At 53.9% G+C, this 13,424-nt stretch carries 14 protein-coding genes; 9 read left to right on the forward strand and 5 right to left on the reverse strand.

Annotated features, from left to right (window positions below; genetic code table 11):
* Window positions 1-117: 117 nt before the first annotated feature.
* The 3 genes from HVZ52_RS07920 to HVZ52_RS07930 all read right to left on the reverse strand — a co-directional run bounded on the left by HVZ52_RS07920 (window position 118) and on the right by HVZ52_RS07930 (window position 2,248).
* On the reverse strand, window positions 118-813 hold the full coding sequence (locus HVZ52_RS07920; RefSeq protein ID WP_016153712.1) for a CidB/LrgB family autolysis modulator: 696 nt from the start codon (window positions 811-813) through the stop codon (window positions 118-120).
* Complete coding sequence (locus tag HVZ52_RS07925) at window positions 810-1,208, reverse strand: CidA/LrgA family protein (protein ID WP_016153711.1); 399 nt, start codon at window positions 1,206-1,208, stop codon at window positions 810-812. Before HVZ52_RS07925 ends, HVZ52_RS07920 begins: the two co-directional genes overlap by 4 nt.
* Before the next feature lie 131 nt (window positions 1,209-1,339).
* The gene (locus HVZ52_RS07930) at window positions 1,340-2,248 is read right to left on the reverse strand and encodes a LysR substrate-binding domain-containing protein (protein WP_016153710.1); all 909 of its coding nucleotides are present in this window, start codon (window positions 2,246-2,248) and stop codon (window positions 1,340-1,342) included.
* A gap of 126 nt (window positions 2,249-2,374) precedes the next feature.
* On the opposite strand from HVZ52_RS07930, the gene HVZ52_RS07935 reads away from it, so the two are divergent.
* The 6 genes from HVZ52_RS07935 (at window position 2,375) to dusC (ending at window position 8,372) form a co-directional block, all read left to right on the forward strand.
* Window positions 2,375-3,733 carry an aromatic acid/H+ symport family MFS transporter gene (locus HVZ52_RS07935; RefSeq protein WP_103284019.1) on the forward strand — a complete coding sequence of 453 codons (1,359 nt, stop codon included), beginning with the start codon at window positions 2,375-2,377 and terminating at the stop codon, window positions 3,731-3,733.
* 11 nt (window positions 3,734-3,744) lie between these two features.
* The gene (gtdA, locus tag HVZ52_RS07940) at window positions 3,745-4,782 is read left to right on the forward strand and encodes a gentisate 1,2-dioxygenase (protein WP_019077221.1); all 1,038 of its coding nucleotides are present in this window, start codon (window positions 3,745-3,747) and stop codon (window positions 4,780-4,782) included.
* Between the two features lie 15 nt (window positions 4,783-4,797).
* Window positions 4,798-5,499: a fumarylacetoacetate hydrolase family protein gene (locus HVZ52_RS07945; protein ID WP_016153707.1), complete on the forward strand. Its 702-nt coding sequence runs from the start codon at window positions 4,798-4,800 to the stop codon at window positions 5,497-5,499.
* 8 nt (window positions 5,500-5,507) lie between these two features.
* The gene (gene maiA, locus HVZ52_RS07950; protein ID WP_181599278.1) at window positions 5,508-6,152 is read left to right on the forward strand and encodes a maleylacetoacetate isomerase; all 645 of its coding nucleotides are present in this window, start codon (window positions 5,508-5,510) and stop codon (window positions 6,150-6,152) included.
* A 14-nt stretch (window positions 6,153-6,166) separates the two neighbouring features.
* A complete protein-coding gene (locus HVZ52_RS07955; protein WP_181599088.1) occupies window positions 6,167-7,360 on the forward strand; it encodes a 3-hydroxybenzoate 6-monooxygenase in 1,194 nt (397 codons plus the stop codon).
* 61 nt (window positions 7,361-7,421) lie between these two features.
* Complete coding sequence (dusC, locus tag HVZ52_RS07960) at window positions 7,422-8,372, forward strand: tRNA dihydrouridine(16) synthase DusC (protein WP_019077218.1); 951 nt, start codon at window positions 7,422-7,424, stop codon at window positions 8,370-8,372.
* Window positions 8,373-8,556: 184 nt separating this feature from the next.
* Here dusC and HVZ52_RS07965 read toward each other — a convergent pair whose 3' ends face one another.
* The gene (locus HVZ52_RS07965; RefSeq protein ID WP_181599089.1) at window positions 8,557-9,291 is read right to left on the reverse strand and encodes a class I SAM-dependent methyltransferase; all 735 of its coding nucleotides are present in this window, start codon (window positions 9,289-9,291) and stop codon (window positions 8,557-8,559) included.
* Between the two features lie 169 nt (window positions 9,292-9,460).
* On the opposite strand from HVZ52_RS07965, the gene mdtQ reads away from it, so the two are divergent.
* The gene (gene mdtQ, locus HVZ52_RS07970; RefSeq protein ID WP_065554085.1) at window positions 9,461-10,900 is read left to right on the forward strand and encodes a multidrug resistance outer membrane protein MdtQ; all 1,440 of its coding nucleotides are present in this window, start codon (window positions 9,461-9,463) and stop codon (window positions 10,898-10,900) included.
* Between the two features lie 24 nt (window positions 10,901-10,924).
* Here the strand turns inward: mdtQ and HVZ52_RS07975 are convergent, their stop codons facing one another.
* Window positions 10,925-11,497: a DedA family protein gene (locus HVZ52_RS07975; RefSeq protein ID WP_016153701.1), complete on the reverse strand. Its 573-nt coding sequence runs from the start codon at window positions 11,495-11,497 to the stop codon at window positions 10,925-10,927.
* Window positions 11,498-11,661: 164 nt separating this feature from the next.
* On the opposite strand from HVZ52_RS07975, the gene HVZ52_RS07980 reads away from it, so the two are divergent.
* On the forward strand, window positions 11,662-12,249 hold the full coding sequence (locus HVZ52_RS07980) for a Yip1 family protein (RefSeq protein WP_016153700.1): 588 nt from the start codon (window positions 11,662-11,664) through the stop codon (window positions 12,247-12,249).
* A 180-nt stretch (window positions 12,250-12,429) separates the two neighbouring features.
* Window positions 12,430-13,377, forward strand: a complete 948-nt coding sequence (pbpG, locus tag HVZ52_RS07985; RefSeq protein ID WP_016153699.1) for a D-alanyl-D-alanine endopeptidase — start codon at window positions 12,430-12,432, stop codon at window positions 13,375-13,377.
* Window positions 13,378-13,424: the final 47 nt, after the last annotated feature.

The raw sequence follows: 13,424 nt of genomic DNA on the forward strand, positions 1-13,424 counted from the left end.
TAGTTTACGGGCCTGTTACGGCTTTATATGTGATCCAAATCTCATTGTGTATGCAACTTATGAAACTTAAATTAAAAATGTGCAACGCATCGCAAATAATTAGCCAAAAATTGAAGGTTAACCGACCAGGGCCAGAATAATCGGGAACAGGAATGGGGCGACCAACGAGGTGATAATGCCGCAAATAACCAGCGCCAGAGAGCTAAACGCGCCTTCCTGATAGTCCAGCTCTGCACAGCGTGCGGTACCCAGGGCGTGCGACGCGGTACCCATAGCCAGTCCACGTGCGGCTTTGGTGCGAATACGCATCGCATTGAGCAAAGTATGACCAAACACAGCCCCGAGGATACCAACAAAAATGACGCACACGGCGCTGATGGCCGGAATACCACCAATGCTGCCTCCCACTGCCATAGCGATAGGCGTGGTTACCGATTTCGGCATGATTGACGCAGCAATTTGCGGCGATGCGCCCATCAACAAGGCGATTGTTGTACCTGTAACCATCGCCACAACGCTCCCCGCAAAGCAGATGGCAATAATTGATTTCCAGCGAGCGCGAATCTGGTGCAGCTGTTCGTATAACGGATAGGCCAGCGCGACCACGGCAGGTTGCAGTAAATCGTTCAGCACCTCACTGCCTTTGAAATAGTGATCGTAGGGAATTCCGGTCAGCATCAGAATGGGAATGATCACCACCATGGCGACCAGTAGCGGGTTCAATAGCGGCATTTTAAATCGTGCAGCCAGCTTACGTGCGCCAAAAAATACCGCCAGCGTAAGGGGTAACGACCACCAGATATACGACATCATTCTTTAGACCCTTTTTGCCCAACGATTTTGCGCTCACCGTGCACAATGTGAGAACTCCAGCTCACCACCAGGAAAACGACCAGCGTACTGATGGTACAGGACACCACCACCGGACCAAATTGCGCACGGAGCAGATCAAAGTACTGCATGATCCCCACGCCAATCGGGACAAACAGCAGGGCCATATAGCGAATCAGCACATAGCAGCCGGGGTTAACCCATTTTGCCGGTAGCACCTGCAAAGCCAGTAAGACAAACAGAATCAGCATGCCGATAATGCTGCCCGGAATGGTGATGGGGAGTAGCGATGCAAGAAAAATACCTGCATAGAGGCAGGCATAAATCAGGACGAATGCGCGCAAATATTGCCAGATAATGTTCAGTGCTTTGCTCATAGTTGAAACCCTTGACGAGACTGATTCATCATACAATTAAACTTCAAAACGTGCTACCGATCACATCATGAATTCTAAGCATAGAAGAAATAGATATCTGGAACATCGGGCGATGGCCCTAACTGTTCACGTTAAACCTGTGCCAGGTAATACAGAAAACGATTCAGGGCGGTCGTGGGCGTTTCATTGTTGCGCCAGAACACACCTACGCTGCCTTTTTGTTCAATCTTCGGCAGATTCAGGATAGCCAGCTGTCCCTGGGCGGCATAACGCTGCGCCAGGCGTAGAGAAAGAATAGAGATCATGTCGCTACTTTGCAGCAGGTTGGTGCTGACGTTTATCGACGCCGACTCAATGATGTTTTCCGGTAGCATGACGCCGTTATCTACCAGCGCGTTGTCAATGCTTATCCGGATGGGCGTTCCCGTCGGCCAGACAATCCAGCGCCAGTTAGCCAGATCATGCCAGGTGAGCAGGGGATATTTTGCCAGTGGATGGTCGGGGCGCGCGACGAAACAGACCGGCTCGGTATACAGCACCTGGTAATTGAGCGGCAACTGAAGCGCCCGGCCACCGACGCGTCCGACCACCACATCCACCGAACCCGCGAGCAGATCGTGCAGCAGCGGGGTCATCACCTTCTCTTCAATATTAAGATGCAAGGTCGGCAGCTCTGTGAGCAAACCCAGTATCGCCTGTGAAACGCAGTCCGTCGCCACCGGCGAGCAGCCAATCTTCAGACTCCCTACCAGGCCTCCCTGCTTAAAACGGGCGATTTCATACTGTGAACGTTCCATATCATTGATCAGGCGTTGGGCATGCTGCAGTAGCAGCTTGCCACCTTCTGAAGGGCGTAAGCCTTTGCTATGACGTTCAAAGAGTGTGATACCCATCTCATCTTCGAGCTGTGATAACCATTTTGACAACGCTGGCTGGGTGATATTCATCATTCGGGCGACGTGAGTCAAATTCCCCTGTTCGCCCAGCGCAATAAGCGTTTGCAGGTGGTGTAACTTAAGTTTCTGCGCCCAGTTAGCCATTTGCTATAACCTCCAGGTTATGCCTCTGCATGAAAAGCCATTGTACATTTCATCTCCAAACGTACAAAGTCGCAACATACCTAAAACAAAACAGACATCTACTCTACCTGCACTGAGGCATTCACTATGACTCAACAACGTGAGCTACAAACACTGATCGATTCCGCCCCCGTCGGTAAGACCCAGTGGCGCGTTATCATTTGCTGTTTTTTGGTCGTCATGCTCGACGGTTTTGATACCGCAGCTATTGGTTTTATCGCGCCCGACATTCGCACCCACTGGCAACTGACGGCCGGAGATCTGGCGCCGTTGTTTGGCGCAGGCCTGCTGGGTCTGACCGCTGGCGCACTGCTCTGCGGTCCGCTATCGGATCGTTTTGGACGCAAACGGGTGATTGAACTCTGCGTGGCGCTGTTCGGCGCACTGAGCCTGATCTCGGCTTTTTCCCCCGATCTACAAACGCTGGTTATTTTGCGCTTCCTTACCGGGTTAGGCCTGGGCGGCGCGATGCCAAATACTATCACTATGACCTCAGAATACCTGCCAGCGCGTCGGCGTGGCGCACTGGTCACCATGATGTTCTGCGGTTTTACCCTGGGCTCGGCGATGGGCGGGATTGTCAGCGCACAGCTGGTGCCGGTTATTGGCTGGCACGGCATCCTGGTGCTGGGAGGCGTGCTACCGCTGATGCTGTTTGTGGCTCTGCTGTTTGCGCTGCCGGAATCCCCGCGCTGGCAGGTTCGTCGTCAGTTGCCGCAAAACGTGATTGCCAGAACCGTCAGCGCCATCACCCGGGAACGTTATGACAATACCCAATTTTATCTCAACGAGGGCGCCGCGATTGCCAAAGGCAGCATTCGCCAGCTGTTCGTCGGGCAACAGTTGCCCATTACCCTGATGTTATGGGTGGTGTTCTTTATGAGCCTGCTGATCATTTATCTGCTCTCCAGTTGGATGCCAACGCTGCTTAACCATCGCGGAATTGACCTGCAGCATGCCTCATGGGTGACCGCCGCCTTTCAGATTGGCGGTACGCTCGGTGCGCTGGTGCTGGGAGTGCTGATGGATAAATACAACCCTTTCCGCGTGCTGGCAGTGAGCTATGCGCTGGGTGCGGTGTGTATTGTCATGATTGGTCTGAGCGAGAACGGCCTGTGGCTGATGGCGCTGGCCATTTTTGGCACCGGCATCGGCATCAGCGGTTCGCAGGTGGGCCTGAATGCCTTAACCGCCACGCTTTATCCGACGCAGAGCCGGGCCACGGGCGTCAGCTGGTCTAATGCGATTGGCCGCTGCGGCGCGATTGTCGGCTCGCTCTCCGGCGGCGTGATGATGGCGATGAATTTCTCATTCGATAACCTGTTTTTCATTATTGCCGTTCCGGCGGCCATCAGCGCGGTGATGCTTATGCTGCTGACGGTTGTTATCCGCCAGTCGGCCTCTGTCCCTGACGCGTTGTCACGCGTGGGCATCGTGAACAAATAAGGAGAATCTCTATGTCAGAACTTAATCAGGATGTTAAGAACAGCCGTCAGCAGTTTTACCAGCATATTTCCGGGCAGAATCTGACCCCGCTGTGGGAGTCGCTGCACCGCCTGGTACCGCCAACGCCGAACGCACATTGTGCTCCTGCGTACTGGAACTATCAGGAGATCCGCCCGTTGCTGCTGGAAAGCGGCGATCTGATTGGCGCGAAAGAGGCGATTCGTCGCGTACTGGTGCTGGAAAACCCCATGCTGCGCGGACAGTCTTCAATCACCCCAACGCTGTACGCCGGATTGCAGTTAATCATGCCGGGCGAGGTTGCGCCGAGTCACCGGCATAATCAGTCTGCGCTGCGCTTTATTGTCGAAGGGAAAGGGGCATTTACTGCCGTGGATGGCGAGCGCACCCAAATGCATGAAGGGGATTTTATTCTGACGCCACAGTGGCGCTGGCACGACCACGGCAACCCAGGCAGTGAACCGGTGGTGTGGCTGGACGGTCTGGATCTGCCACTGGTGAATCTGCTGGGTTGCGGCTTTGCGGAAGATTACCCGGAGGATCAGCAGCCGGTCACGCGTAAGGAAGGGGATTACTTACCACGCTACGCGGCCAATATGCTGCCGCTGCGCCATCAGAAGGGTAACTCATCGCCAATTTTCAACTATCGCTACGATCGCAGCCGTGAAGCGCTGCATGACCTGACCCGCATGGGCGACGCCGATGAGTGGGACGGTTACAAGATGCGTTACGTCAACCCGGTAACCGGTGGTTATCCCATGCCTTCAATGGGGACCTTTTTACAACTGTTGCCGAAGGGCTTTTCCTCGCGGATGGCGCGTACCACCGACAGCACTATCTATCACGTGGTGGAAGGAAGCGGGCAGGTCACCATCGGCACCGAGATCTTCAATTTTTCGCCAAAAGATATCTTCGTGGTGCCAACCTGGCACGGCGTGTCATTCCAGGCCCACGAAGATGCCGTCTTATTTAGTTTTTCGGACAGACCGGTTCAGGAAGCGCTGGGGTTGTTCCGTGAAGCACGTTATTAATTTGGGAGAGAGAAAATGACGCAATACGTATTCGAACCACAAGCGCCTGTTACCGTTCCGGTCGTTGGCAGTAATGAACAGTTTCCCGTGCGTCGCGTTTACTGCGTGGGCCGCAACTATGCCGCTCATGCGCGTGAAATGGGTTTTGATCCGGATCGCGAACCGCCGTTCTTCTTCTGTAAACCTGCCGATGCGGTGGTCCCGGTGGCGGCCGGTCAAACCCTCGAGCTGCCATACCCGTCGCAGACTGATAACTATCACTATGAGATAGAGCTGGTGGTGGCGATCGGTAAAAAGGGCAGCGATATACCCCTGGAAAAAGCGCACGAATATATCTGGGGCTATGCCACTGGTCTGGATATGACCCGCCGCGACAGGCAGATGGAGATGCGCCAGATGGGGCGTCCGTGGGAAATCGGCAAAGCATTTGATCTCTCAGCCCCCATCGCGCCACTGCATAAAGCCAGCGAAAGTGCGGATGTTAACAACGCGCCTATCTGGTTGCAGGTCAACGGCGACGATCATCAGCGTAGCGATATTCGCCACCTCATCTGGTCCGTTAATGAAACGATTAGCTATCTGTCCGGCTTTTTCGAACTACAGCCGGGTGATTTGATCTACACAGGCACGCCAGAGGGCGTGGGCGCAGTGGTGAAAGGAGATGTGATCACCGGCAATGTAGACGGTTTAACCCCCATCGCTGTGAAGATTGTCTGAGGTGGATGATGAAGCTGTACAGTTTCTTTAACAGCTCCGCGTCATATCGCGTACGCATTGCGCTGGCGCTGAAGGGGCTTGATTACCAGACGGTGGGTGTCAACATTCGCATCGGTCAGCAGAACGAGCTGGCCTACCGGCGGATGAACCCGGTAGGGCTTGTACCGACGCTGGTCACTGATGAGGGAGAATCACTCGGGCAGTCGCTGGCGATAACCGACTGGCTGGATGGTCACTTTCCGCAGTCGCCGCTGCTGCCAGCCGACTTCCCGGCGCGCAGCCGGGTGCTGGAAATTGTTTATGCCATCGCTTGTGATATCCATCCCGTGAATAACATGCGGGTACTGCGCTACCTGAGCGAAGAGCTAAAGGTCAGTGAAGAGGATAAAAAACGCTGGTATGCGCACTGGATCCAGCAAGGGTTAAGCGCGGTTGAACAGATGCTGCGCCAGAGTCAGTCGGGGACGTTCTGCGTGGGGGATGCGCCGACGCTGGCGGATTGCTGTCTGATCCCACAGTGGGCGAACGCGTTACGTATGGGCTGTGATCTGAGCGGGTATCCGCGCTGTAAGGCGGTATATGATGCCTGTATCCAGCTTCCGGCGTTTATCGCCGCCGCGCCCGAGAATCAACAAGACAAAATTCCAGCCTGATAAGGAGAACGACAATGGCTAAAGTGACTCGCGCAATTATCGTGGGTGGCGGGATTGGCGGCGCGGCGACCGCGCTATCGCTTGCCCGTCAAGGCATTAAAGTGATGTTGCTGGAGAAAGCGCACGAGATTGGTGAGATTGGTGCGGGCATTCAGCTCGGGCCGAACGCGTTTTCTGCTCTGGACAGCCTTGGTGTGGGTGACGTCGCCCGCAAGCGCGCCGTTTTTACCGATCACATCACCATGATGGATGCGGTAAACGCGAAAGAGGTTGTACGCATTGAAACCGGGCAGGCGTTCCGCGATCACTTTGGCGGTCCTTATGCGGTTATCCATCGGGTTGATATTCATGCTTCTGTCTGGGAAGCGGCACTGGTTCATCCCAACGTTGAGTATCGCACTTCAACTAACGTGGTTGATATTCGCCAGACAGAAGATGATGTGACGGTCTTTGATGAGCACGGTAACAACTGGACAGCGGATATTTTGGTGGGCTGTGACGGTGTGAAGTCGGTTGTGCGTCAGTCTCTGATTGGCGATTCGCCACGCGTTACCGGGCACGTGGTCTATCGCGCGGTGATTGATTGCGATGATATGCCGGAAGATTTGCGCATTAACGCGCCGGTGCTGTGGGCCGGACCGCACTGCCACCTGGTGCACTATCCATTGCGTGGCGGCAAGCAGTATAACCTGGTGGTGACTTTCCACAGCCGTCAGCAGGAGGAGTGGGGGGTGAAGGATGGCAGTAAAGAGGAAGTGCTCTCCTATTTTGCCGGTATTCATGCGCGTCCGCGCCAGATGCTGGATAAGCCGACGTCATGGCGTCGCTGGTCCACCGCTGACCGCGAACCGGTAGAGAAATGGGGGACCGACCGCATTACGCTGGTGGGTGATGCTGCGCATCCGGTGGCACAATATATGGCGCAGGGCGCCTGTATGGCGCTTGAAGATGCTGTCACTCTCGGTAAGGCGTTACAGCAGTGTGACGGCGATGCGGCTGATGCCTTTGCCTTGTATGAGTCGGTGCGTATTCCGCGTACTGCGCGCATCGTCTGGTCGACGCGCGAAATGGGACGTGTGTACCACGCCGCAGGCGTCGAGCGCCAGGTGCGTAATCTGCTGTGGAAAGGCAAATCTCAGGCGGAATTTTATCGTGGTATGGAATGGCTGTACGGCTGGAAAGAAGATAACTGCCTGTTGCCGCGCTGAGCCTCTTTAATCTCCCGAACGGAGGCGCTACCATAGCGCCTCTTTTTTTGCGGGTGACGATATGCGTGTTTTACTGGCGCCGATGGAAGGCGTGCTCGACTCACTGGTGCGCGAGCTGCTGACTGAAGTGAATGATTACGATCTGTGCATCACCGAGTTTGTGCGCGTGGTAGATCAGCTCCTGCCGGCAAAAGTATTCCATCGGCTCTGCCCGGAACTGCATAACAATAGCCGGACGCCATCCGGCACGCGGGTGCGCATACAGTTGCTGGGGCAGTATCCGCAGTGGCTGGCGGAGAACGCGGCGCGCGCGGTAGAACTGGGCTCGTTTGGTGTCGATCTGAACTGTGGCTGCCCGTCGAAGCTGGTCAACGGCAGCGGCGGTGGCGCAACGTTATTAAAAGATCCTGAACTCATCTACCGGGGCGCAAAAGCCATGCGCGAGGCGGTGCCTGCGCATCTGCCCGTGACGGTGAAAGTGCGTCTGGGCTGGGACAACAGCGACAGGCAGTTTGAAATTGCTGATGCCGTTCAGCAGGCTGGCGCCAGCGAGCTGGCGGTGCATGGCCGAACCAAGGAACAGGGCTATAAGGCCGAACATATCAACTGGCAGGCGATCGGTGAGATCCGCCAGCGGCTTACCATTCCGGTTATCGCGAATGGCGAAATCTGGGACTGGCAAAGCGCCCAGGACTGTATGGCAATCAGCGGATGCGATGCGGTGATGATTGGCCGTGGGGCATTAAATATTCCGAACCTGAGCCGTGTGGTGAAGTACAACGAGCCGCGTATGCCGTGGCCTGATGTCGTGATGCTGTTGCAAAAATATACTCGTCTTGAAAAGCAGGGTGATACCGGGCTGTATCACGTGGCGCGGATTAAACAATGGTTAGGGTATTTGCGTAAAGAATACTCAGAAGCAACCGCGCTGTTTCAGGAAATCCGCGCATTAAACAATTCACCGGATATCGCGCGCGCGATTCAGGCCATTGATATCGCTAAATTGCATTAACACATTAATCGGCCACCGGAGTGGCCTTTGTTTCAAAAAATCATCTTAAACACGCCAGTTACCACCAATAACCCAATCAGAAAAATAACTAAAATAATCCACAGTAAGATTTTCATCAGCGTTCCTTTTTTGGTGAGTTCAGGTTAAGTATAGGAAAGCCTCTGAAAATCTTCCTGTAATGACCTTACTCCGGTTTACGTGCGCTGAGCAGAAACACCATTGGCCGCTCTTTTTCTTCATCCAGCGCCGGTTTTTCAGCAATCTGTTCAGCGGACGGCCCCCATTCATCGACACAAACGATTTCGAATCCGGCGGCTATCAGCGCATTAATCCAGGTCGCCAGCTTACGGTGCTGTTTTTTGACACCCTCCGCGAACCAGTTACTGATGCGTGTGCCTTCCTGCTGATAATGATTGACCGGCCAGGACTGTTGCCCGGTTTTATCTTTTATCCAACCTTGATTAAGCGGTGCAGTATAAATGGGATGCTCGGCAGAGAATACCAACATGCCTCCCGGTGTTAACGACTGGTAAATCGTTACGAATAATCGCGCGATATCGCGCAAATAGTGCAGGGCAAGTGAGCTATAAACCAGGTCAAAAGAATTTGGCGGCAGGGAAAGCGTCTCGAGATCTTCACGTCGATAAACGATGCCATTACCCTGCGTCATGCTGTGCGCCTGGGTTAACATCTTTTGTGAAATATCCAGTCCCACTACGCTGGCCGCCTGGTTATCGCGCGCGTAGCGGCAAAACCAGCCATATCCGCAACCCAAATCGAGGATATTTTTTCCCTGCAGAGCGGGGAGCATCGCTTGTATTGTCGGCCATTCTGGCGCACCGTCGAGCCCTTTTACTGAACGGTCCAGTGTGGCATATCCGGCAAAGAACTCGGGATCGTCATAGATATTCTGTGACATAATGTCTCCATCCATAAATTATTAAAATTAATTAATCTAAATTATTTGTTGGGTGTATATTTTTCCGATTATATATTTTTATTGCCAAAGGTGTATTGCCACGCGTAACTAAAAAAGGAAACGCGACAAGTCGTAATCTCAGCACATCTTTTCTTACCTGTGTCTCTCCATGAATCGTAATTCTGCTTTTGTCACGACGGCATTGTTGCCGCTTTTTATTTTGATGTCAGGTTGCGCGCCGATGCATGATGACCGCCAGTCTCTGTCACAGCAGACCCCCGCTGCGAATGTCGATACCACATTGCCTGCGGCGTTAAAAAATGGCTGGCCGGACAGCCAATGGTGGAAGGCATACCATGACCCCCAGCTTAATGCGCTGATTGACAGCACGTTACGAAACTCCCCTGATATGCAGGTCGCGGAACAGCGCATTCAACTGGCGGAGGCGCAGGCTAAGGCTGTGGAGGCGCAGGATGGCCCGGAGATCGATTTCTCAGCAGATGTGGAGCGTCAGAGAATGTCAGCCGAAGGGCTGATGGGTCCGTTTGCCATTACCGATCCGGCCGCCGGGACGACCGGGCCGTGGTACACCAACGGCACCTTTGGTTTAACTGCTGGCTGGAATCTGGATCTGTGGGGTAAAAATCGGGCCGAAGTGACGGCACGTATTGGGGCCGTTAAGGCGCGTGAAGCCGAGCGCGAGCAAACGCGACAGGTGCTGGCGAGCGGTGTGGCTCGTCTTTACTGGGAATGGCAAACGCAGGCCGGGCTGAAAACCGTGTTGACGCAAATCGAAACCGAGCAGCAGAACGTCATTAACGTTGATCGTCAACTGTATCAAAATGGTCTTACTTCTTCGGTGGAAGGCGTTGAAACCGATATCGATTCCAGCAAAACAGAGCAGCAGCTGAACGATGTCAGCGGTAAAATGAAGGTGATTGAAGCGCGGTTGAGCGCGCTGACCAACTCGCAGTCCACAGCCCTGAAACTCCATTCGACCCCGCTGCCCGCGGTGGAAAGCCAGCTTCCGTCCCAGCTAGGTTATTCGCTGCTGGCCCGCCGACCGGATTTGCAGGCGGCGCACTGGTACATAGAGTCATCGCTGAGCAGCATTGATGCGGCGAAAGCGGCGTTTTATCCCGATGTAAATCTGATGGCATTTTTACAACAGGATGCGTTACATCTGAGCGACTTGTTTCGCCATTCCGCGCAGCAAATGGGCGTAACGGCCGGGCTGACGCTGCCTATCTTTGATAGCGGCAGGCTGAACGCGAATCTCGACATTACTCAAGCGCAAAGCAACCTGACGGTGGCGAATTACAACAAAGCCGTGGTGGATGCGGTGAATGACGTGGCGCGTGCAGCATCGCAGGTAGAAACCCTGGCGCAGAAGAATCAGCATCAGCAGCAGATTGAGCATGATGCACTGCGCGTAGTGGGTCTGGCGCAGGCGCGCTTCAATGCCGGAATTATTGCGGGCTCCCGGGTCAGTGAGGCAAAGATCCCGGCATTACGTGAACAGTGCAACGCTCTGCTTTTACAAGGGCAATGGCTGGATGCCTCAATCCAGTTGAACCGTGCGCTGGGGGGCGGCTACCACGCTTCGTAACGCACCCGCCCGGTAGACATCGCGCTATCGGGCCGTACTTTTGCTGCTGCGTTTTTTTAACCACCACCGAACGCCTGGCACCAGCACAATCACCAGAGCCAGCCATATCCAGTGCTTAATATGCTGGTCGAGATTGTGTAGCCACGGCGCAATAACTTCTCCCCCCACGTAACCCAGAGTGGTAAATATCAGCGCCCACGCCAGCGCCCCCAGAATATTCAACGGCAGGAAAATTTTAGGCGGCAGATGGCTTGCGCCAATCAGCAACGGGCCGATCACGCGAAAACCATACATAAAACGGGTGCCAATCACGAACAGATAAGGACGGCGCTGGATCATTTTCTGCGCCCGGCGGATTTTGTCGCGATGTTTTGAGAAACGACGCAAAATTTTTCCACCGTAACGACGCCCAAGCAGATACAGCAATTGATCGCCAATCATCCCGCCCAGGGCCACAGAGATAACCACCAGAGGAAATTTAAGTAATCCCTGATGTGCCGCCACGCCGCCCAGCAGGGTAATGGTTTCACCTTCGGCCAAACTGCCAATGACCAATGCGGCGTAACCGTAATGTGCAATAAGACTGTTTATATCCATATGTCTGGATGACCTCCCCACGTTAAGCATACACCCTGTGAATCATCGTGGGGTTTAAAAGCGCTGAATTAGCGGTTCGTCATTTTTGTTGTTGTACAAAAATTAATCCAAAGCTGAATTATACTTGAACTGTTGAGGTCCGGAGCTGACAAGAAGGGGGCGGTATGAACCATGTCTGGGGGCTGTTTTCCCATCCCGATCGTGAAATGCATGTGATCAACAGCGAAAACGAAAGCGTTTCGCATCACTATACCCACCATGTACTGCTGATGGCGGCAATCCCGGTTGTTTGTGCGTTCATCGGTACCACACAAATCGGCTGGGATTTTGGCGATGGCAATATCCTGAAATTATCCCTGTTGACTGGATTTGCAATGGCGATTCTGTTTTACGGGGTGATGCTGGCGGGCGTTGCCGTCATGGGCCGGGTTATCTGGTGGATGGCGCGTAACTACCCGCAGCGTCCGTCGCTGGCGCATTGTATGGTCTTTGCCGGATATGTCGCGACGCCGCTGTTTTTAAGCGGGCTGGTCGCACTTTATCCGCTGGTCTGGCTGTGCGCATTAGTCGGGACTCTCGCGCTGTTTTACACCGGCTATTTACTTTATCTCGGCATTCCAACGTTCCTGAATATCACTCGTGAGGAAGGGTTGAGTTTTTCCAGTTCGACGCTGGCGATCGGTGTGCTGGTACTGGAGGTACTGCTGGCTATTACGGTAATCCTGTGGGGTTACGGCTATCGGTTATTCTGACGGATAAACCTGTCTACGCTGCGTTGTTGACGTAAAAGTCAGCAACGCAGCATTTCGAGACGATTCTCCTGTGGCAGCAAACCTGCCGGATCGCTATGATGCCTGAGCTAGCTTGAGATAATACTTAATCTCTGGCGGTGTGCGTTGTGACGTGCGTGAACCATTATCAGAAATCTCATCATGCTGAAATTCCGAGTTTCATTATTAAGCCTTGCCCTGGTGCTGGCCGTTCCTTTTGCACCCCAAGCCGTGGCGAAAACGGCAACTACCGCAGCGGCTTCTCAACCTGAGATAGCGTCCGGTAGCGCGATGATCGTTGATCTGAATACCAACAAAGTTATCTATTCGAACCACCCGGACCTTGTGCGTCCGATTGCGTCGATTACCAAATTAATGACGGCGATGGTGGTGCTTGATGCACGACTGCCGCTGAATGAAAAGCTGAAAGTCGATATTAGCCAGACGCCGGAGATGAAAGGCATTTACTCTCGCGTACGACTGAACAGCGAAATCAGCCGTAAAGACATGTTATTGCTGGCGCTGATGTCATCAGAAAACCGCGCGGCGGCGAGCCTGGCGCATCATTACCCGGGCGGATACAACGCGTTTATCAAAGCCATGAATGCCAAAGCGAAAGCGCTCGGCATGACTCAGACACGCTTTGTGGAACCCACTGGCTTGTCGATTCATAACGTCTCGACCGCCCGTGACTTAACCAAGCTGCTGATCGCCAGCAAACAGTATCCGCTGATCGGCCAGCTAAGTACCACGCGTGAAGATATGGCGACGTTTGCCAACCCTGCGTATACGCTGCCGTTTCGTAACACCAACCATCTGGTATACCGCGATAACTGGAATATTCAGTTAACGAAAACCGGGTTTACCAATGCGGCAGGCCACTGTCTGGTGATGCGTACGGTGATTAACAACAAACCGGTGGCGCTGGTGGTGATGGATGCCTTTGGTAAATATACTCACTTTGCCGATGCCAGCCGTTTACGTACCTGGATTGAAACGGGCAAGGTGATGCCGGTTCCGGCGGCGGCGCTGAGCTATAAAAAGCAAAAAGCTGCGCAGATGGCGGCGGCAGGTTCGGCGAAGGGCGAGCAAACCGCACAGAACGATTAAATAAGATGTCTTATCCGGCCTACGCATAGCGAATGTAGCAGTAGGCC

The organism is Citrobacter sp. RHB36-C18 (genome assembly GCF_013814485.1).
Lineage (GTDB): Bacteria > Pseudomonadota > Gammaproteobacteria > Enterobacterales > Enterobacteriaceae > Citrobacter > Citrobacter braakii.

Excerpts from the sequence above, each read along its gene's own strand:
- HVZ52_RS07920 (WP_016153712.1), bottom strand. The coding sequence starts at position 813 with ATGATGTCGTATATCTGGTGGTCGTTACCCCTTACGCTGGCGGTATTT.
- HVZ52_RS07925 (WP_016153711.1), bottom strand. The coding sequence starts at position 1,208 with ATGAGCAAAGCACTGAACATTATCTGGCAATATTTGCGCGCATTCGTC.
- HVZ52_RS07930 (WP_016153710.1), bottom strand. The coding sequence starts at position 2,248 with ATGGCTAACTGGGCGCAGAAACTTAAGTTACACCACCTGCAAACGCTT.
- HVZ52_RS07935 (WP_103284019.1), top strand. The coding sequence starts at position 2,375 with ATGACTCAACAACGTGAGCTACAAACACTGATCGATTCCGCCCCCGTC.
- gtdA (WP_019077221.1), top strand. The coding sequence starts at position 3,745 with ATGTCAGAACTTAATCAGGATGTTAAGAACAGCCGTCAGCAGTTTTAC.
- HVZ52_RS07945 (WP_016153707.1), top strand. The coding sequence starts at position 4,798 with ATGACGCAATACGTATTCGAACCACAAGCGCCTGTTACCGTTCCGGTC.
- maiA (WP_181599278.1), top strand. The coding sequence starts at position 5,508 with ATGAAGCTGTACAGTTTCTTTAACAGCTCCGCGTCATATCGCGTACGC.
- HVZ52_RS07955 (WP_181599088.1), top strand. The coding sequence starts at position 6,167 with ATGGCTAAAGTGACTCGCGCAATTATCGTGGGTGGCGGGATTGGCGGC.
- dusC (WP_019077218.1), top strand. The coding sequence starts at position 7,422 with ATGCGTGTTTTACTGGCGCCGATGGAAGGCGTGCTCGACTCACTGGTG.
- HVZ52_RS07965 (WP_181599089.1), bottom strand. The coding sequence starts at position 9,291 with ATGTCACAGAATATCTATGACGATCCCGAGTTCTTTGCCGGATATGCC.
- mdtQ (WP_065554085.1), top strand. The coding sequence starts at position 9,461 with ATGAATCGTAATTCTGCTTTTGTCACGACGGCATTGTTGCCGCTTTTT.
- HVZ52_RS07975 (WP_016153701.1), bottom strand. The coding sequence starts at position 11,497 with ATGGATATAAACAGTCTTATTGCACATTACGGTTACGCCGCATTGGTC.
- HVZ52_RS07980 (WP_016153700.1), top strand. The coding sequence starts at position 11,662 with ATGAACCATGTCTGGGGGCTGTTTTCCCATCCCGATCGTGAAATGCAT.
- pbpG (WP_016153699.1), top strand. The coding sequence starts at position 12,430 with ATGCTGAAATTCCGAGTTTCATTATTAAGCCTTGCCCTGGTGCTGGCC.